Origin of the sequence: Propionibacterium cyclohexanicum (genome assembly GCF_900111365.1) — a bacterium.
GTDB classification, from domain to species: Bacteria; Actinomycetota; Actinomycetes; order Propionibacteriales; family Propionibacteriaceae; genus Propionibacterium; species Propionibacterium cyclohexanicum.
In genome coordinates, this window is the sequence record NZ_FOGZ01000001.1 from 46,051 (window position 1) to 63,778 (window position 17,728).

Below are 17,728 nucleotides of genomic sequence, written 5' to 3' on the forward strand. Positions count from 1 at the left end.
TCTGCCACCTCACTGGAAGGATGCATAGATGTTGTTGGTGAAGCCTGCCAGGCCAGCAAGATCCTGCCCCGTGCCGGTGGTCTGCAGGATGCCGCCGTTGAGCTGGATCAGGCAGCTGATCGCATTCGGCACGCCTTCGGGGATGCCGCACACGGCGGGTCCGAAGACCTGCTGGTTGGTCAGGGCCTTGTGCTGGGACTGGCCGTATCCCTCGTCAGGGCTGATGACCAGGGTGACGATCCGGCTGCCCGTGCCAGATGCGTCGTGGAAGACGGCTGTCTGCATGCGTACCCGCACATTGTCGACGTCGGTCGGCAGCATTGTCGGCGATGCACTGGCAGCCCAGCCGTCGGCCCGCTGCGGCAATCTGGCGCTTTCGGCGGGCCTGGGTGAGCTGGTGGGAGTCGGCGTCAGCTGCGGACCTGGTGACGACGCCGTGCCTGCGGTCGGCCCGCTGGGGCTGCACCCGCTCATCGCGAGCACGAGGGCGGCGGTGGCCGCACAGCCAGCGATGGCGAGACGGGTGGGGACGCGCATGGGGCCAGTATGCCGCTGTGCCCGTCCCCACGGCGTCCCTCGCCCATTGCGAGGTCAGTAATGCAGCAGCTTGGCCCGCTTCACATCGTCGACGGTCTGGGTTCCGGCCAGCTGCATGACGATCCGGAACTCATGGGTGAGGTACTCGAAGACAGTCCGGACCCCCTGAGCACCACCCAGCGCCAGCGCATAGATGGCAGGGCGCCCGATGGCCACGAGATCGGCGCCGCTGGCCAGGGCCTTGAATACCTGGGAACCGCGCCGGACCCCTGAATCGAAGATGACGGGCACACGGCCGTTCACCGCGCGGGCAATCGAGGGCAGCACATCGAAGGAGCCGGGTCCGCCGTTGAGCTGACGCCCGCCATGATTCGACACCCAGATGCCCGAGGCTCCCGAGCCCAGCGCCAGCGCGGCGTCGCAGGGATCCTGGATTCCCTTGACGATCACCGGCAGACCGACGTATTCGGCCACCCGGCGCACGTCCGCGCCGGTGATCTTCTGCTTGGCGGCGGCGTAGATCTCGAAGATGCCCTTGCCCTTGCCGCTTGTCTCGCTGAAAGCCGCCAGATTCGCCATCGGCAGCGGGAACTGGAATTCGTTGCGGATGTCCGGCTCGCGGTAGCCGCCCTGCATCGAATCGACGGTGAGCACGACAGCTGCGGCACCGTGACTCTTCGCCTCGTCCAGCAGCGCCTCGTTGAACTCCCAGTCATTGCTCATGTACAGCTGGAAGAACCACGGTGCTCCCTTGCTCGCCTCGGCGGTCTCGGCGATCGAGGTGGTGCCATAGGTGCTCTGGGACATGATGGTGCCGGCCGCGGCCACGCCCTCGGCGGTGGCCGCTTCGCCGCGGGTGTGCGCAAGTCCTTGGGCTGCGGTCGGAGCCATGATGACGGGAGTCTTGATGCTCACGCCGAACACCGATGTGCTGGTCGAGGGGGCTTCGACCGAGTGGAGTACACGCGGTGCGATCTGTACGGTGTTGAAGGCGGCCCGGTTTCGGGCCTTGGTCCACTCGTCCTCCGAGCCTTCGCTGATGTAGCCGAAGCCGCCTTGGGGGATGATCTGGCGGGCCTGGTCCTCCAGCTCGTCAAGGTTGATGATCTTGATTGCTTGCTCCCGGTCACTTTGCTCGTACCCGTTGGTCACCGTCATCGTCACTCGATTCTGCTCTCCCTGCCAGGGAGGCGCGGATGGATTACCCCTTCAGCGGTACCACCGGCTTCCCGGGATCCACAGTGACTCAGCTGTTGGCGTCCCCACTTGTCAGGGAGCCGATGCCGGTGTACCCGGGTTCGCCAGGACCCGAATACAGCCCAGCGCGGCCTCGAAAGGCGCAGAAAAGCCGGGGCCCGCGAGACGAACCCGCAGGGCCCCGGCTTCACTCGCCCGGGAACGGCTCAGATGTGGTAATACAGGTCGAACTCGTAGGGGTGGGGACGCTGACGCAGCGCCGCGATGTCCTCGCGCTTGAGCTCGATCCAGGTGCTGATGAGGTCGGCGGTGAAGACGTCACCGGCGAGCAGATAGTCCTGGTCCTTCTCGAGGGCCTCGAGCACCTCGTCCAGGGAGCCGGGCACCTGGGAGATGTTGGCGTGCTCCTCGGGAGGCAGCTCGTAGAGGTCCTTGTCCACCGGAGCCGGGGGCTCGATCTTGTTCTGGATGCCGTCGATACCGGCCAGCAGCATGGCCGAGAAGGCCAGGTAGGGGTTGGCGCTCGGGTCGGGGCAGCGGAACTCGATGCGCTTGGCCTTGGGGTTCGGGCCGGTGATCGGGATACGGATGCAGGCCGAGCGGTTCCGGTTCGAGTAGACCAGGTTGACGGGAGCTTCGAAGCCGGGCACCAGGCGGTGGTAGGAGTTCACGCTCGGGTTGGTGAAGGCCAGCAGGCTGGGCGCATGCTTGAGCAGACCGCCGATGTACCAGCGGGCCGTGTCGGACAGCTGTGCGTAGCCGTTCTCGTCGAAGAAGGTCGGCACGCCCTTCGACCAGATCGACTGGTGGCAGTGCATACCCGAGCCGTTGTCACCGAAGACCGGCTTCGGCATGAAGGTGGCCGTCTTGCCGTGCTCGTGGGCGGTGTTGCGCACGATGTACTTGAACTTCATGACGTTGTCGGCGCTGATCAGCAATTCATCGAAGCGCCAGTTGATCTCGGCCTGGCCCGCCGAACCGACCTCGTGGTGGGCGCGTTCGATGATGAGCCCGGAGTCCTCCAGATAGCTGACCATCTCGTCGCGCAGGTCGCCGTAGTGATCGGTCGGGGCGACCGGGAAGTAGCCGCCCTTCACCTTCACCTTGTAGCCGAGGTTGCCGCGCTCCTCCACACGTCCGCTGTTCCAGGCGGCGGCTTCGGCGTCGACGCTGTAGAAGGACTTGTTGGCGGTGGTCTCGAAGCGCACATCGTCGAACACATAGAACTCGGCCTCGGGGGCGAAGTAGGCGGTGTCGCCGATGCCCGTGGTGAGCAGGTAGTTCTGGGCCTTGCGCGCGATATTGCGAGGATCGCGGCTGTAAGGCTCCTTCGTGATCGGGTCGTGCACAAAGAAGTTCACGACCAGTGTCTTGGCGGCACGGAAGGGATCCAGGAAGGCGCTGGTGGGGTCGGGCATGAGCGCCATATCGGACTCGTTGATCTTCTGGAAGCCCTTGACCGAGGAGCCGTCGAAAGCCAGACCCTCGTCGAAGACCTCGGGGCCAAACGAGCCGGATGGGACGACAAAGTGCTGCATGACACCCAGAAGGTCACAGAAGCGGACATCAACGAACTCGATGCCCTCGTCCTTCACGAACTTCAACAGGTCGTCGGCGCCTGAAAACATAGAATCCTCCACGCTCTGGATGTGAGCGGGCATCGTGAGGCCCACTTCACGGGTGATGTGGTCACCATAGCGGTCGGCTCCACGGTCCGTGTTGCGGTCATGTTTCAGCCGTGTTACGGCGGCTTCGCATTGGTGTGGCCTGGCCCCGGGCGCTCACAGTTGTTCGCTAAGTTCGAGCCACTGGTCCTCCAGGGCAGAGCTCTCGGCCTTCAGCTCGTCCAGGGCAGCGGCCTGTGCGCCGAGGCCTTGGTAGTCGCTCGGATCGTGCTGGGCCATCGCGTCCTGCCGGGCTTCGATCTGGGACGCGAGCTTCGCGAGGCGGCGTTCGATGGCAGCCAGCTCCTTGCGGGTCGCGCGCTCGGTGGCCGACGCCGACCCGGTTCTCGTCTCGGCGCGATTGCCGGCGGCGCCCGGCCGGTTCTGCTGCTGAGCGGTACGCAGTGCCAGGTATTCGTCCACGCCGCCCGGCAGATGACGGAGCCCCTTGTCGAGCACGGCATACTGCTGATCGGTGACGCGCTCGAGGAAGTAGCGGTCATGAGAGACCACCAGCAGGGTGCCTGCCCAGGAGTCGAGCAGATCCTCCAGCGCCGCCAGCATGTCAGTGTCCAGATCATTGGTGGGCTCGTCGAGGATGAGCACATTCGGCTGGCCCAGCAGCACGAGCAGGAGTTGCAGTCGCCGCTGCTGGCCCCCGGACAGGTCCCTCACGGGGGTGGCCAACTGGCCGGGGGCGAAACCCATGCGCTCGAGGAACTGGGCCGGGGTGAGCTCCTGGGCCTTGGAGCCGGTGCCAATGGTGTAACTGGAATGCAGGCCTTCGAGCATCTCGCGCACCGTGTAGCCCTGGAACGGCGCCAGCTCCGTCATCTGCTGGGAGAGCGTGGCCACCTTGACGGTGCTGCCGCGCTTCACCCGCCCCGAGGTGGGGGCGACCGACTCGGACACCAGCCCCAGCAGGGTCGACTTCCCGGCCCCGTTGACCCCCAGAATGCCGGTGCGTTCGCCGGGCGCGATGAGCCAGGTGATGTCGTGCAGCACCTCATGGGTGCCATAGCTCACCGAGACCCCGAGCAGATCGACCACCTGCTTGCCGAGCCGCGAAATCGCCAGCGACTGCAGCGAGAGGGCATCGCGCACAGCCGGCACATCGGCGATGAGGGCGTTGGCCGCCTCGATGTGGAATTTGGGCTTCGAGGTGCGCGCCGGCGCCCCCCGACTGAGCCAGGCCAGTTCCTTGCGGGCCAGGTTCTTGCGCCGCTCCTCGCGGGCCGCAGCCTGCCGGTCCCGTTCCACCCGCTGCAGGATGTAGGCGGCATAGCCCCCGTCGAAAGGCTCGACGATCTGGTCATGCACCTCCCAGGTGGTCGTGCACACCTCGTCGAGGAACCAGCGGTCGTGCGTGACGACCAGCAACGCACCGCTGTTCGTGGCCCAGCGGTGCGCAAGATGGCCCGCCAGCCACGCGATCGCCTCCAGATCGAGATGATTCGTCGGCTCGTCGAGTGCCAGCACATCATGGTCCCCGACAAGGACGCGTGCCAGCGCCACGCGGCGCCGCTGGCCACCGGACAGCGCGCCAATGGACGCCGAGCGGTCGATCTCGCTCAGCAGACCGTTGACCACATCGCGGATCTTCGGGTTCGCGGCCCAGACATGCTCGGGGACATCGCCCACCACGGCGTCGAGGACCGAGTTCGTGTCGCAGAGATCGTCGCGCTGGTCCAGCACACCGATCCGAATGTCCCTGCGCATCGTCACCTGGCCGGAATCTGCCTGGCGACGTCCGGCCAGCAGGGACAGCAGGCTCGATTTGCCATCGCCGTTGCGTCCGACAATGCCGATCCGGTCTCCCTCGTTCACCCCGAGGGAGACCGAGTCGAAGACGGTTGTGGTGGGATAGGCCAGGGACAGGGCCTCGGCGCTGATGAGATTCGACATGTCGCCCTACAGCCTAGGTGGGCCGTGGCGCCGACTGCGAACCAGGAATGTGCTGCCCGTCACAGGACCAGCCCGGCCGCGGGTCCCACGGGGCGAGCACCCGCAGGCTTGCGGCTGAATCGGGCCAGCGCCCGCGGGGCGCTCAGCCCCGCATGGCCCGGCGCGAGATCTTGGCGTGGCCTCCGGTGGGCATCGGCCCCTTGGGGATCGGAACGCGAGAGCGCAGCTTGTCGAGGGCCTTGAGGCGGTATTCGATCTCCTCGATCTGTTCGGATGTCAACGTCTTCGGCAGCTTCTTGAGATAGGCGGTCAACTTCTCGACCGGCACCTTGCCCTCGCCCTCGCCGACGAGAACGGTCTGCACCTCGACGCCGTAGAGAACCTGCTGATGGCGGCGGACCTCGGTGCGCAGCAGGCTCTGGGAGCCCTTGCCGTCGCCGATGAGGATCATGCCACCCGGTCCGATCGCTCGGTGCACGCAATTGGTCTGCCGATCCACCGCGACAGCCGCCGTGTAGTGCCATTTCTTCTTGTCGAGCATGGTGAGTGCCATTTCGGCGCCACCGGGCTGGCCCTTGACACGGGCGAAGGAAGCCTTCTTCGCCTCCCGCTGCAGCACCCACAGCGCCGCCGTGACGCCGCCCAGCAGTCCCAGCAGTGCCCACAGATACCAGGTTCCCGCCGCCAGACCGATGCCCACCCCGACAATCAGGCAGATCAGTACCGCACCGGCAAGCATCCATGGGATCTTCGGCTGGTACTTCGCGGTGAGCTTGTAGGTCTCACGGATCTGCTTGGCAGTGCCCCAGTCGGTGGGGTCGCTCGAATTCTTCTTGGCGGCCTTGAGCGCCTTGGCCTCGGCCTTCTGCTTCTTGGCCAGTTCCTTGGCCCGTTCGCTCGCCATTGATCAGTCTCCGTGCTCCAGGGAAGGGGGATCGCGGCGTCCCCGCCGTCGAGCAAGTCTAGTGCACCCCAGCGGTGCTGCTCGGGGATGCGGGCACGGCCCGAGTCGCAGCGGCACGATGGGGTCCCGCCCGGTGGCGGAACCCCATCGATATGCCTGCGGATGCTCAGTGATTCAAGCCAAACTCCCCGCCGAAGTCGCCCTCCTCCAGACGGGCCTTCACAGCCGACAGGAAGCGGCTGGCATCGGCACCGTCGACGATCCGGTGATCGTAGGTCATCGAGAGGTACATCATGGGCCGGATGGCGATGGTGTCCTCACCGTGGGCATCGGTGACGACCACCGGACGCTTCACCATCGCCCCCGTGCCGAGGATCGCGACATTGGGCTGGTTGATGATGGGCGTGTCGAACAGGGTTCCCGTGGAGCCGTAGTTCGTGATCGTGAATGTGGCGCCGGTGAGTTCGTCCGGCCCGATCTTGGAGTCGCGGCTGCGGGCAGCCAGATCGGCGATCCGTTTCGCGATGCCCCCCACGTTGAGATCACCGGCCCCCTTGATGACCGGGACCATGAGACCACGCGGGGTGTCCACCGCGATACCGATGTCCTCGGAATCGTGATAGGTGACGGTTCCCGCCTCGACATCGATGCTCGAGTTGACCTTCGGGAACTGGCGCAGTGCCTCGGTGGCTGCCTTGGTGATGAATGCCAGATATGTCAGGCCGGCGCCCTCGGTCTTGCGGAAGCTGTCCTTCGCGCCAGCTCGCACCCGGGCCACGGCGGACAGGTCTACCTCCACCGTGGCGGTGAGCTGGGCCGAGACGCGCAGCGATTCGGTCATCCGCGCCGCGACGATCGCCCGCAGCTTCGACAGCTTCTCGGTGGTGCCGCGCTTGTCGGCGTCCGCGGAAGGTGCGACCGGCGTGGCGGACTTCGCCGCGGCTGCCCTGGCGGCCGCCTCCTGGGCTGCCTTCGCAGCGGCAGCGGCGTCCAGCACATCCTGCTTGCGGATCCGGCCACCCACCCCGGTGCCCTTCACCTCCGAGAGGTTCACGCCCTCGGTTCTGGCGAGCTTGCGCACCAGCGGGGTGACGTAGCCGTCGAAATCGGGGACCGTGGCCCGCGGTGCCGGTGAGGCAGGGGCAGGCTGCGCGGGCCGTTCGGCTGCGGGCTGTGCCGCCGGGGCAGGTTGCGCCTTCTCGGCAGGAGGGGGCGTCGGCGCGGACTGGGCAGGTGCGCCAGGAGCTGGAGCAGGGCTGGCCTGGGGTGCGCTCGGTGCCGGTTCGGCGGGTGCCGGGGCGGGCTGCTGCGCACTCGCGGCCTCGCCGATGACGGCAAGCACCTGCCCCACCTGCGCCGTGTCGTCTTCCTTCACCCTGATCTCCAGCAGGTGGCCAGCCGCGGGGGCGGGGATCTCGGTGTCGACCTTGTCGGTGCTCACCTCGAGCAGGGGCTCGTCGGCTTCGACGGCGTCGCCGACCTCCTTGAGCCAGCGCGAGACGGTTGCCTCGTTGACACTCTCACCCAGTGTGGGCAGCGTCACCTCGGTGAGCTCTGCCTCGGCGCCCGAGGGCTGCGCGCTCGCAGTCTCGGAGGGCTTCTTCTCGGCGGGCTCCTCGGCTTCGGCGGAGGGAACCACGGTCGGGGCCGACTCCTGTGGCTTGGCGGGCTCCTCGGGCTGAACGTGCTCACCGGTGGGGGTCGGCGTCGGCTCCTGGACAGTGGGCGTCGCAGTACTGTGCGAGGCCGGCGCGCCATCCTGGGAGGCCTCACCGATGATGCCGAGGACCTGTCCCACCTGAGCCGTCTCGTCCTCGTTGACGCGGATCTCGGTGAGCGTCCCGGCGACGGGCGCCGGGATCTCGGTGTCCACCTTGTCGGTGCTCACCTCCAGCAAGGGCTCATCGGCGTCGACGTGGTCGCCGACCTCCTTGAGCCATCGGGAGACCGTGGCCTCGTTGACGCTTTCGCCCAGTGTGGGGAGTGTGACTTCGGTCGACATGGTTGTACGGGACTCCTTCACCACAGGTCTTTGTGCACGGCCGGTTCATTCCGGCGGACGCTGCCAGCCTAACGCCCAACGGCGCCTGTGCGAGTGGGACGCGGCGATCCACCCCGCCGCCGGGTCACAGCCGGCAGCGAACACGGCGGGGCGCCCAGCGATGGATCGGGGCGTCGATCGGCCTGGCGGCTCGCTAGCGTGGTGCCCCGAACCAGCGGAAGGCCCAGAACCAGTGGAAGGCCCAGAACCAGTGGAAGGCATTGCGATGACCACACCTGACCGGACGACGGCCACCCGCTCGCCCCAGCAATCGCCCCTGCACGCCTGCCATGAGCGACAGGGCGCCCGGTTCGTGACCTTCGGCGGCTGGCAGATGCCTGTGGAGTACGCCGGGGGCGGGGTGCTGAGCGAGCACGCCGCAGTGCGCACGGCTGCGGGCGTCTTCGATGTCTCGCACCTGGGCACGGTACGGGTGAGCGGCCCGGGCGCCATGAGCTGGCTCAATACGGTGCTCGCCAACGATCTGGGGCGCCTGAGGCCCGGCTCAGCGCAGTACCAGCTGCTGTGCACCGAGCGTGGCGGCGTGGTGGACGATCTCATTGCCTATCTGCTGGCCGATGACGAACTGCTGCTCGTGCCCAATGCCGCCAACTGCGCACAGGTCGCACAGATCCTGCGGGATCTGGCTCCTCGGGGCATCGAGGTGGCCGACGAGCACGGACGTCACGCGATCATCGCCGTGCAGGGACCGTCCAGTCCTGCGCTGCTGGAGAGCCTGGGTCTGCCGACGCAGATGGAGTACATGTCCTTCGCCACGGCGGCGCTGGCTGGCGTCCCGCTCAGCGTGTGCCGCAGCGGGTACACCGGGGAGCGCGGTTACGAGCTGATCGTCGATGCCGGGCGAGCCGAGGGCATCTGGCTGGCCGTGCTGTCGGCCGGTGCGCCCCTGGGTGCGCGGCCCTGCGGACTGGGCGCCCGCGACACGCTGCGCACCGAAATGGGCTACGCCCTGCACGGCCACGAGCTGTCCTTGGAGATCGACCCCGTGAGCGCCGGACTGAGCTGGGCAATCGGCTGGGACAAGCCGAGATTCCGCGGCCGTGAGGCACTGGTGGAGATCCGCAGCGCGGGCCCGGCGCGCCGCCTCAGGGCCCTGCGGGCCAGCGGGCGCGCCATTCCTCGGGGCGGCATGCACTGTTTCGCGGCGGACCAGGGCCCCGGTTCGCCCTCGCTGGGCACCGTCACCTCGGGCACCTACAGCCCGAGCCTGCGCGTCGGAATCGGCCTGGCCTATCTTGACGCGCACGTGCAGCCCGGCCAGCATGTCGGCATCCAGGTGCGTTCCCGGCTCGAGGACTTCGAGGTCGTGAAGCCTCCGCTGTGGCCCAGCCGAGTGCACTAGTGCGGGGGACGGACCGGGCGTCGAGCCCCGCGTCCGGGTGGCGTGGCTACTCGTCCAGCGACATCGGCCCGTAGACCAGCGTTCCGTCGTCGAACAGACTCACCGAGGCGACCCCGGCCTGCGACAGGTCGAGGTAGTACTCGCCCAGCCAGGCCTCTGCCTCCGCGCGGCTGGCGAAACTCTCGTGCAAGCCCAGCTCACTCAGCTGCTGCTCATCGATGGTGACCCCCGGAGCAGGCTGGGCGCTCCATGTGAAGGCCATCAGTACTGCGCCCCTCTGGCGATGGCCGGGGCCGGGTTGCGGAAGCGGCGCAGAGTGATCATCCGCGAGGCCATATAGGCGAGCAGGCCTCGCTTGCGCACGGCGAAGTCAGGAATGCGCTGGGTGGCCTCCTTCTTGAAGCTGCGCCACCGCAGTGCGACATCGATACCGCAGACCAAGAAGAACACCCAGATGGCGATGGAACCGAAGTAGGTGAGGATCGGGGCATAGCGCGCCGCCAGCGAGACGACGAGCAGGATGGCGATCGCCGGCCACGTGAACTCGCAGACCGACCAGTGGGCGTCGACATGGTTGCGCAGCAATGCCCGCTCGGCCCTCGACTCGGTGGCCTCGAAAGCCAGACTGCGCTTCTTCAGACGGGCCTCGCGCTCGCGGCTGCGGATCTCCTTCTGCGTGAGCACCGGATGCAGGCGTTCCATGCGTGCCTGTTCGGCCTGCCTGCGGGTGGGAGTCGGTGCACCCTTCTTGGCCGAGGGGGCCGGCGAACCGGACGGCGCGGACGCGGCGGCTGGGGCCGGGCCCTGGTCGTCCAGCGGCTTGCGTGCACGCAACTGATCCACGGGGTGCTCCTTCTCGGCGGTCTGCCATTGACTGGTCTGGAGTCAGATCGGATCCAATTCTAGGCGCCGTGCGCCGGAGATCCCCCGGGTGTGGGCGCAGTGAGGGACACCCTCGTCGTCCCCCCAATCCCGACCAGCCGGCTCGCCGGATTCGTTTCGGCGCACCCCCGCTTGGCAATAGGCTTGATCCAACCGACTTGTGATGGCCCATCCATCGCAGGCGACGCACGTCATTCGGAAGGACCGACGCAGCTATGGCAGGCATATTCGAGCGGTTGTCCCTCATCTTCAAGTCCAAGGCGAACAAGACCCTGGACAAGTACGAGGACCCCCGGGAAACGTTGGACTACTCCTACCAAAAGCAGGTCGAGCTGCTCCAGAAGGTACGTCGTGGCGTCGCGGACGTGGCCACGAGCCGCAAGCGTGTCGAACTGCAGGCCAACCAGCTGACCCAGGAGATGGACAAGCTCACGGTCGCCGCCCAGCGTTCGCTGGGGGCCGGACGCGAGGACCTCGCCCGCGAGGCGTTGACCCGCAAGTCCGGTCTGCAGGGCCAGCTCGACGATCTCAAGACCCAGCACGACGCGCTGGCCGAGGAGGAGGAGAAGCTGGTGCGCGCCAGCACCCGCCTGCAGGCCAAGGTCGAGGCATTCCGCACCAAGAAGGAGACCATCAAGGCCCAGTACTCGGCGGCCGAGGCGCAGACCCGCGTCAACGATGCCTTCTCCGGCCTCTCGGAGGAGATGGGCGACGTGGGCCGCGCCATTGAGCGCGCCGAGGACAAGACCCAGCAGATGCAGGCCAGGGCCGGTGCGGTCGACGAGTTGCTCGCCTCGGGCGCTCTCGAGGACCCCTCGGGCAGCTACAAGGACGACATCACGCGTGAGCTCGACCAGATGGCCTCGGCCTCGGGCGTGGAGAATGAGCTTGCCGCCATGAAGAACCAGCTCGGGATCGCTGGGGGCCCGGCCGGCTCGGCCCCGCCGGCCGTCGGCACCGCGGCCACCCAGCCGCTTCCCCAACTCGACGAAGGCGACTCCGCACCGAAGCAGGGAGGTCAGTGACCATGATCGTGCGCATTCTGGGGCAGGGGCAGTGGGAGGTCCCCGACGAGGAGGTGGGCCATCTCAATGCCATCGACGACCAGGTGGCCTCGGCAGTGGCCGGCCGTGATCAGGCAGCGCTGTCCGCCAGCCTGCGCCAGCTGCACGACGAACTCGAGGCTGTCGGCACGGCGCTCGCCGACGACGAGTTGCGCAGTTCGGACCTCATCATTCCCGGCCCCGATGCCACTCTCGACGAGGTGGCAGATCTGCTCCAGGACAATGGCGCAGGCGAAGGGCTCATCCCGGGCTGAGACGGGGAGTGGGCCACCAGCTGGCCAGCGGGCTTGCGCTGGGCACGAGGGCGTGCACACTGGGGAAATGAGCGGTTGCCCTGCTCGCCGGCACCAGGAGGCGACGCCGGGCCGGCGTCGTCACACACAATTCTTGAACGCCCTAGAAGGGAAGCAGACATGACGGAAACTCTCCGGGAGTCGACCACCGGGATCACTCTCACGCCGGCTGCGGTGGCGAAGGCCAGTGCTCTGTTGAGCGGCGAGGGACGCGATGATCTGGCCTTGCGTCTCGAGGTGCAGCCTGGCGGCTGCTCGGGTCTGCGCTACCGCCTGTGGTTCGATGACTCGCGGGCAGCCGATGATCTCGTCGACTCCTACGACGGCATCGATCTCGTGGTCGACAGGATGAGCGCGCCCTATCTCGGCGGGGCCACCATCGATTACGCCGACAGCATCGACAAGCAGGGCTTTACGATCGACAACCCCAACGCCACCAGCACCTGTGCATGCGGCGACTCCTTCCACTGAGCCTCGCCCCGATCGACGAACAGCCGCCCAGCCCGTGTCGGGCTGGGCGGCTGTTGTGTGTGCGGGGCATGTGTGAGAGGGCACGTGTGCTGAGGACCTGCCAGGTCAGCCGGCTGCCCGGGCGGGCGCCCGAGGGTGTCCGGCTCAGGCCCAGCTGGTGGGCAGCGGGCGGCCCTCCTCGAAACCGGCCAATGACTGGATGCCCACGACGGCCTTGTCCTGGAATTCCGCCAGATTCCGTGAACCGGCATAGGTGCACGAGGAACGCACCCCGCTGGAGATGAAGTCCAGCAGATCCTCCACTCCCGGGCGTGCCGGGTCGAGATACATCCGCGACGAAGAGATGCCCTCCTCGAACAGCGCGGCCCGGGCCCGCTCGAAGGCGGAGCTGCTGCGAGTGCGATTGCGCACCGCGCGCGCCGAGGCCATCCCGAAACTCTCCTTGTAGCGGCGCCCATCGGGGGCTGACAGCAGATCGCCGGTGGATTCGTAGGTGCCCGCGAACCAGGAGCCGATCATCACCGCTCCGGCACCGCCGGCCAGCGCGAGGGCCACGTCGCGTGGGTGGCGCACCCCACCGTCCGCCCAGATCGCCCCGGAGGCGCTGGCGGCTGCCTGCGCGCATTCGAGCACTGCGGAGAACTGAGGCCGACCGACGCCGGTCTGCATCCGTGTGGTGCACATCGCACCGGGCCCTACCCCCACCTTCACGACATCTGCTCCGGCCTCGATGAGATCGAGGGTGCCCTGGGCGGTCACCACATTGCCGGCCACGATCGGCACGCGGACGCCTGTGGCGTCGGCGTGGCGATCGCGGATCGGGCGTACCGCCTGGAGGGCCTCGATCATGCGTTCCTGGTGGCCGTGTGCGGTGTCCATCACGAGCACGTCGGTATGCGCGTCGAGCAGCGCCTGCGCCCGCTGTGCCGCGGAGCCGCTGATGCCGATGGCCGTGCCGATGCGCAGCCTGCCCTGCGCGTCGACGGCGGGATCGTAGATGCCGCAGCGCACCGCGCCCTTCGAGGTCATGACACCGACAAGCGCGCCCTGCTCGTCGACGGCGATGGCGATGCGGTGGCGGGTGCGGTCGAGGATGTCGAAGACCTCTTTCGGGCTGGTCGTGGCCTCGACGATTGTCAGCTCGGTGCTCATGATGTCGTGCACCTGGAGAAACCGGTCGACGCCCTCTGCCTGTGCAGGGCTCACCTGGCCGATCGGATGGTGCTGTGTGTCGACGACCACGGCAACCCCATGGGCCCGCTTGGGCACCAGATTCATGGCATCGCCTACCGGCATCGTGGGGTCGACGACAACGGGTGTCTCGAACTGCACCGGGGCGCGCTTCACCCGTGCGATCGCCTCGACGACGATGTCAACCGGGATGTCCTGGGGCAGGATGGCGATCCCGCCCCGGCGGGCCACGGTCTCGGCCATCCGGCGTCCCGAGATGGCAGTCATATTCGCCACCACGAGCGGCAAGGGCAGACCGAGGCCGTCCCTGCTCGTCAGGTCCACGTCGAGCCGGGAGGTCACCGATGACCTGCTGGGTGCCATGAAGACGTCGTTATAGGTCAGGTCGTGGGCAGGCTGCTGATTGAGAAAACGCACGTCCCAATTGTGCAGGGCGCTCCAACCGGCGGCGCGACGAGGACTGGCGCTGCGGCGTGCCGGACTGCGCGTCGCGATAGCATGACGGCGTTCAGAAGCTTTCACTGCCTGTGAGGACGGTTCGATGAGCACTGTTGCCGGCTCCGATCCCGCACGAGATGAGCAGCCTGTCAAGGTGATCGTCTATTCCGACGACCGCACGGTGCGCGCCGCTGTCCGGCTCGCGCTCGGACGAAAGGTCGCCAGCGATCTCCCCCCGCTGGAGGTCACCGAGTTTGCCACCCAGCCGGCGCTCATGGCCGCCGTGGATCGCGAGCACTTCGATCTCGCGGTGATGGACGCGGAGGCTGTCCCTGCCGGGGGAATGGGGGTGGCTCACCAGCTCAAGGACGAGGTGGCCGACCCGCCGGCGGTCGTCCTGCTCGTGGCGCGCACCGCCGATGCCTGGCTGGCCGCCTGGTCGAACGCCGAGGCTATCTCGCCCTATCCCGTCGACCCGGTGCGGCTGCCTCAGACGGTCGCCGAGGTGCTGCACCGCATTCGCGAGGGGCGAGCCACTCAGCTGTCACCCGAGGTCTTCCCGGCCCCGGGACAATCGAGCCGGCACGGCGCTGACGATGGTCACGACGTGCCACAGGAGATGATTCGCTGATGTCCGAGCTGACCTGGCCGGCACTGCTCACTGCTCTGTTGCAGGGCCACGACCTCGAAGCCACCGAGGCGGCGTGGGCAATGGAGCAGATCCTGTCGAACAATGCCACCCCGGTGCAGGTGGCTGGTTTCGTGGTGGCGCTGCGGGGCAAGGGCGAGACGGTCGGCGAGGTCAGCAGCCTGGCGGAGGTCATGCGCGGCAAGGCAACCACCGTGGATCTGCCGCACGATGCGGTGGACGTGGTGGGCACCGGCGGCGATCGTGCGAACACGGTGAACATCTCGACGATGGCGGCGATCGTCGCCGCCGCGAGCGGACGCCCGGTCGTCAAGCACGGGAACCGGGCGGCGAGCTCGATGTGCGGCACCGCCGACTGCCTGGAGCAGCTGGGAGTCGTCATCGACCTCGCCCCGCAACTCCAGCCCGAGGTCTTCCGCCGGGCCCAGATCTCATTCTTGTTCGCACCTCTGTATCACGCATCGCTGCGTTTCGCGGCGCCGGCCCGCAAGGAGCTGGGCATTCAGACGGTCTTCAACTTCCTCGGCCCGCTGACGAATCCGGCGCGGCCCATTGCGCAGGCGATCGGGGTGGCAGATCTGCGGATGGCCGGTCTCATCGCCGGCGTACTGGCCGGTCGTGGCAACCGGGGCATGGTCTTCCACGGCGACGACGGGCTCGACGAGCTCACCACCACCAGCCCCTCGGAGATCTGGTTGATCTCGCAGGGCGAGGTGCACCGCACCAGCCTCGACCCGGAGCTGCTGGGCCTTCACCCGGCCGAGCCGGCCGAACTGGTGGGTGGTGATCCCCAGCACAATGCCGGCGTCGTGCGGGCCCTCTTCGCAGGCGAGCAGGGCCCGATCCACGACATCGTGGCGCTCAACGCCGCCGCAGCAATGCTCGCTTTCGACGGCCCGCAGCCCAGCGTGCCCATCGAGGAACAGTTGGCGCCCCGGCTGGTCGAGGCTCGCGCCACGATCGCCGAGGGACGGGCCAGCAGCTTCCTGGATCGCTGGATCGACGTGACGCGCGAGCTCGCGCAAGCCTGATCCGACACGTCGGCTGGCGCGCCCGGCATGCGCCTGCGGTCTGCTGGCCGGCTCCCGGCGCCGCCTCCGGTCAGCCGAATACGGTCCACAGTTGAGCCAGCCAGGGGCCCGACCACAACGCCGGACCATAAGCGAAGGGCGCGCCGCGCCCGCGCAGGGCCGTCCAGATCAGCCCCCACAGCGCGCCGACCACCGAGGCGCCGAGCAGCGACGCGAACCAGAACTCGGCCGACACGGCACCTGACAGTGCGCCCAGCCCGAGGGCGAGGCGGACGTCCCCGAAGCCGAGGCCGGCTCCCAGGCGCCACACCAGCCAGAACAGCGCGCCGGTGGCCGCCCCACCGAGAGCGGCGCCGGCCAGCGCGCCCGGATCGCGCGCCCACCAGGCAGCGAGTCCGATGGCCACGCCCACTTGCCCAAGACACCACCAGGTGAGGCGCCGGGGGAGCCAGGTTGTCCGGGCGTCGACCGCCACGAGCACGAGCACCGCCGAACCCCACGAGATCCACAAGGGCCGATGCGCCGGGACACCCACCACACCCGCCAGCTGGCACAACGCAGCGAGCAGCACGCACGATGCGGTGAAGGGCCATGTGGCCAGCTTCGAATAGGGCGGCTTCGAGTCGGCTCCCGGGCTTGCCGGGTCGGGCTCGGGTTGGCGGGGCAGCAGTCCCCGGGCATGCCATACCACCAGCAGCGCCGCCACTGCGCAGTCCATGGCCCACAGCAGGCCACTCGTCGGGCCAGTCATGGCCACGAGACTAGGCCGGGCTCGAGGCAGAAATCAGCTCTGTGGACGAACCGGCCCCAAAGCACCCGTGGTGCCGGTGCGGGCCAGCACCGCAGCGAGATTCGGCGGGCGATAGTCCGGACCTTTGAGCACCTTCCCGTCCGCCCGGTAGATCGGCCTGCCGTCGGCCCCAAGCTTCGACATATTGGAGCGCTGCACCTCACACAGCACCGCCGGAAGGTCGATGCCGGTCTCCAAGGCCATGCCGTAGATCACGTAGACCAGATCGGCGAGCGCGTCGGCGGCGCCCACGAGATCGCGGTTGCGATCGTCGGCCTGCTTCGCGCTGCGTGCCGCGTCGTCGACGATGCGCCGCGCCTCAGGGCCGTAGACCGCCCCGAACAGCTCGCCGAACTCCTCGGCGATCAAGTCCATCCGCAGGCCGACGCGGTCCCGGTCCAGGCTCGGGGCGTCCTCGGCAACCGGGAGGCCGTAGACCCGGTGGAAGCGTCGCACCAGGCCCTCCGGCCTGTCACCTTCCCGGCTCGAGTCGTCGTCGCTGGGCGTGGCTGGGACCTCGAAGGCGTTGTCCATGGGACGGGCCACCGGCCCGTGCCCCTTGCTCGTGGGACAGGCCACCGGCCCGTGCCCCTTGCTCGTGGGACAGGCCACCGGCCCGTCCCAGGGACGCTCGGGTTCACGAGGCTCGCCGGGCAGCAGATCGGCCAGCCACATATCGCGGCGCACGCCCCGGTGCGCGGTGGCCGCTCGCAGTCTGGCCTGCTTGTGGAAGCCCAGTCGCCAGGCGACCCGCCAGCTCGCCCAGTTCGGGAGCTCGCCGTCGAACTCGCAACGCCACTCCAGCCGCTGGGCGCAGATCGGACCGCGCGGGTCGAATGCCTGCTCGATGACGGCGGCTGCCGCCCGCGTCATGACTCCTTGTCCGCGGGCCTGCCGTGCCGTCCAGAAGCCGATGTCCCAGCTGTTGGCCGGCTTGCTCGACAGCGAGATCATCGCTATCGGCTCGGCCTGCTCGCTGCGGCGTACTGCCCAGGTGAGCTGGGTGCCGGTCTGCCACCCGTTCGGTGCCAGGAAGGAGCAGAAGGCCTGCGCGTCCTCGCGGGTGTAGGGCGAGGGGACGGTCGTCCAGCGCGCGATCTGCGGGTCCTGGCAGGCAGAGGTGACGGCGTCGACATCCTCGGGGACAGGTGGGGACAGGAACAGGCCAGGGGCATCGATGGTGAAAGCGTGCACGGCGAGAAGCCTAGCTTCGGAGATGGCGAAGCCAGGGTCCATGCAACGGCGGCCGGCGCCCCCTGGGGACACCGACCGCCACTCATTGCCCTGCCCGCCCGATGAGGGCTATGC

Annotated in this window: 17 protein-coding genes; 6 read left to right on the forward strand and 11 right to left on the reverse strand. The window is 68.0% G+C overall.

Annotated elements, in window-relative coordinates:
• Nucleotides 1-9 precede the first annotated feature (9 nt).
• The 6 genes from BMX93_RS12620 to sucB form a co-directional block, all read right to left on the reverse strand.
• Nucleotides 10-537 carry a hypothetical protein gene (locus BMX93_RS12620; RefSeq protein ID WP_143052762.1) on the reverse strand — a complete coding sequence of 176 codons (528 nt, stop codon included), beginning with the start codon at nt 535-537 and terminating at the stop codon, nt 10-12.
• 54 nt (nt 538-591) lie between these two features.
• Entirely contained in the window at nt 592-1,695 is a 1,104-nt protein-coding gene (locus BMX93_RS00220; protein ID WP_091966471.1) for a lactate oxidase, read from the reverse strand.
• 245 nt (nt 1,696-1,940) lie between these two features.
• A complete protein-coding gene (gene glnA, locus BMX93_RS00225; RefSeq protein WP_091966473.1) occupies nt 1,941-3,362 on the reverse strand; it encodes a type I glutamate--ammonia ligase in 1,422 nt (473 codons plus the stop codon).
• A gap of 153 nt (nt 3,363-3,515) precedes the next feature.
• The gene (locus BMX93_RS00230; RefSeq protein ID WP_091966475.1) at nt 3,516-5,303 is read right to left on the reverse strand and encodes an ABC-F family ATP-binding cassette domain-containing protein; all 1,788 of its coding nucleotides are present in this window, start codon (nt 5,301-5,303) and stop codon (nt 3,516-3,518) included.
• 142 nt (nt 5,304-5,445) lie between these two features.
• Entirely contained in the window at nt 5,446-6,207 is a 762-nt protein-coding gene (locus BMX93_RS00235) for a DUF4191 domain-containing protein (protein WP_091966477.1), read from the reverse strand.
• 166 nt (nt 6,208-6,373) lie between these two features.
• Nucleotides 6,374-8,209 (reverse strand): 2-oxoglutarate dehydrogenase, E2 component, dihydrolipoamide succinyltransferase, encoded by a 1,836-nt coding sequence (sucB, locus tag BMX93_RS00240; RefSeq protein ID WP_091966479.1) that lies wholly within the window; start codon nt 8,207-8,209, stop codon nt 6,374-6,376.
• Nucleotides 8,210-8,474: 265 nt separating this feature from the next.
• On the opposite strand from sucB, the gene gcvT reads away from it, so the two are divergent.
• A complete protein-coding gene (gcvT, locus tag BMX93_RS00245) occupies nt 8,475-9,611 on the forward strand; it encodes a glycine cleavage system aminomethyltransferase GcvT (RefSeq protein WP_091966481.1) in 1,137 nt (378 codons plus the stop codon).
• Between the two features lie 46 nt (nt 9,612-9,657).
• On the opposite strand, the gene BMX93_RS00250 is transcribed toward gcvT, so the two are convergent.
• Entirely contained in the window at nt 9,658-9,873 is a 216-nt protein-coding gene (locus BMX93_RS00250; RefSeq protein ID WP_091966483.1) for a hypothetical protein, read from the reverse strand.
• Complete coding sequence (locus BMX93_RS00255) at nt 9,873-10,454, reverse strand: DUF3043 domain-containing protein (RefSeq protein ID WP_091966485.1); 582 nt, start codon at nt 10,452-10,454, stop codon at nt 9,873-9,875. Before BMX93_RS00255 ends, BMX93_RS00250 begins: the two co-directional genes overlap by 1 nt.
• A 254-nt stretch (nt 10,455-10,708) precedes the next feature.
• Here BMX93_RS00255 and BMX93_RS00260 point away from each other — a divergent pair, with 254 nt between their 5' ends.
• From BMX93_RS00260 to BMX93_RS00270, 3 genes are all read left to right on the forward strand, one after another.
• Entirely contained in the window at nt 10,709-11,518 is an 810-nt protein-coding gene (locus BMX93_RS00260; protein WP_091966487.1) for a PspA/IM30 family protein, read from the forward strand.
• Nucleotides 11,519-11,520: 2 nt separating this feature from the next.
• The gene (pspAA, locus tag BMX93_RS00265) at nt 11,521-11,811 is read left to right on the forward strand and encodes a PspA-associated protein PspAA (protein WP_091966489.1); all 291 of its coding nucleotides are present in this window, start codon (nt 11,521-11,523) and stop codon (nt 11,809-11,811) included.
• A gap of 159 nt (nt 11,812-11,970) precedes the next feature.
• On the forward strand, nt 11,971-12,321 hold the full coding sequence (locus BMX93_RS00270) for a HesB/IscA family protein (RefSeq protein WP_091966491.1): 351 nt from the start codon (nt 11,971-11,973) through the stop codon (nt 12,319-12,321).
• A 144-nt stretch (nt 12,322-12,465) separates the two neighbouring features.
• On the opposite strand, the gene BMX93_RS00275 is transcribed toward BMX93_RS00270, so the two are convergent.
• Nucleotides 12,466-13,929: a GuaB1 family IMP dehydrogenase-related protein gene (locus BMX93_RS00275; protein ID WP_091966493.1), complete on the reverse strand. Its 1,464-nt coding sequence runs from the start codon at nt 13,927-13,929 to the stop codon at nt 12,466-12,468.
• Nucleotides 13,930-14,053: 124 nt separating this feature from the next.
• Between BMX93_RS00275 and BMX93_RS00280 the strand changes: the two genes are divergently transcribed.
• Both BMX93_RS00280 and trpD read left to right on the forward strand, forming a co-directional pair.
• Nucleotides 14,054-14,581 carry a DNA-binding transcriptional response regulator gene (locus BMX93_RS00280; RefSeq protein ID WP_091966495.1) on the forward strand — a complete coding sequence of 176 codons (528 nt, stop codon included), beginning with the start codon at nt 14,054-14,056 and terminating at the stop codon, nt 14,579-14,581.
• Nucleotides 14,581-15,630, forward strand: coding sequence for an anthranilate phosphoribosyltransferase (gene trpD, locus BMX93_RS00285; RefSeq protein WP_091966497.1), 1,050 nt, complete (start codon nt 14,581-14,583; stop codon nt 15,628-15,630). Before BMX93_RS00280 ends, trpD begins: the two co-directional genes overlap by 1 nt.
• A 70-nt stretch (nt 15,631-15,700) precedes the next feature.
• Here the strand turns inward: trpD and BMX93_RS00290 are convergent, their stop codons facing one another.
• Complete coding sequence (locus BMX93_RS00290) at nt 15,701-16,381, reverse strand: prepilin peptidase (RefSeq protein ID WP_091966499.1); 681 nt, start codon at nt 16,379-16,381, stop codon at nt 15,701-15,703.
• 33 nt (nt 16,382-16,414) lie between these two features.
• Nucleotides 16,415-17,614, reverse strand: a complete 1,200-nt coding sequence (locus tag BMX93_RS00295; RefSeq protein WP_218139160.1) for a GNAT family N-acetyltransferase — start codon at nt 17,612-17,614, stop codon at nt 16,415-16,417.
• Nucleotides 17,615-17,728: the final 114 nt, after the last annotated feature.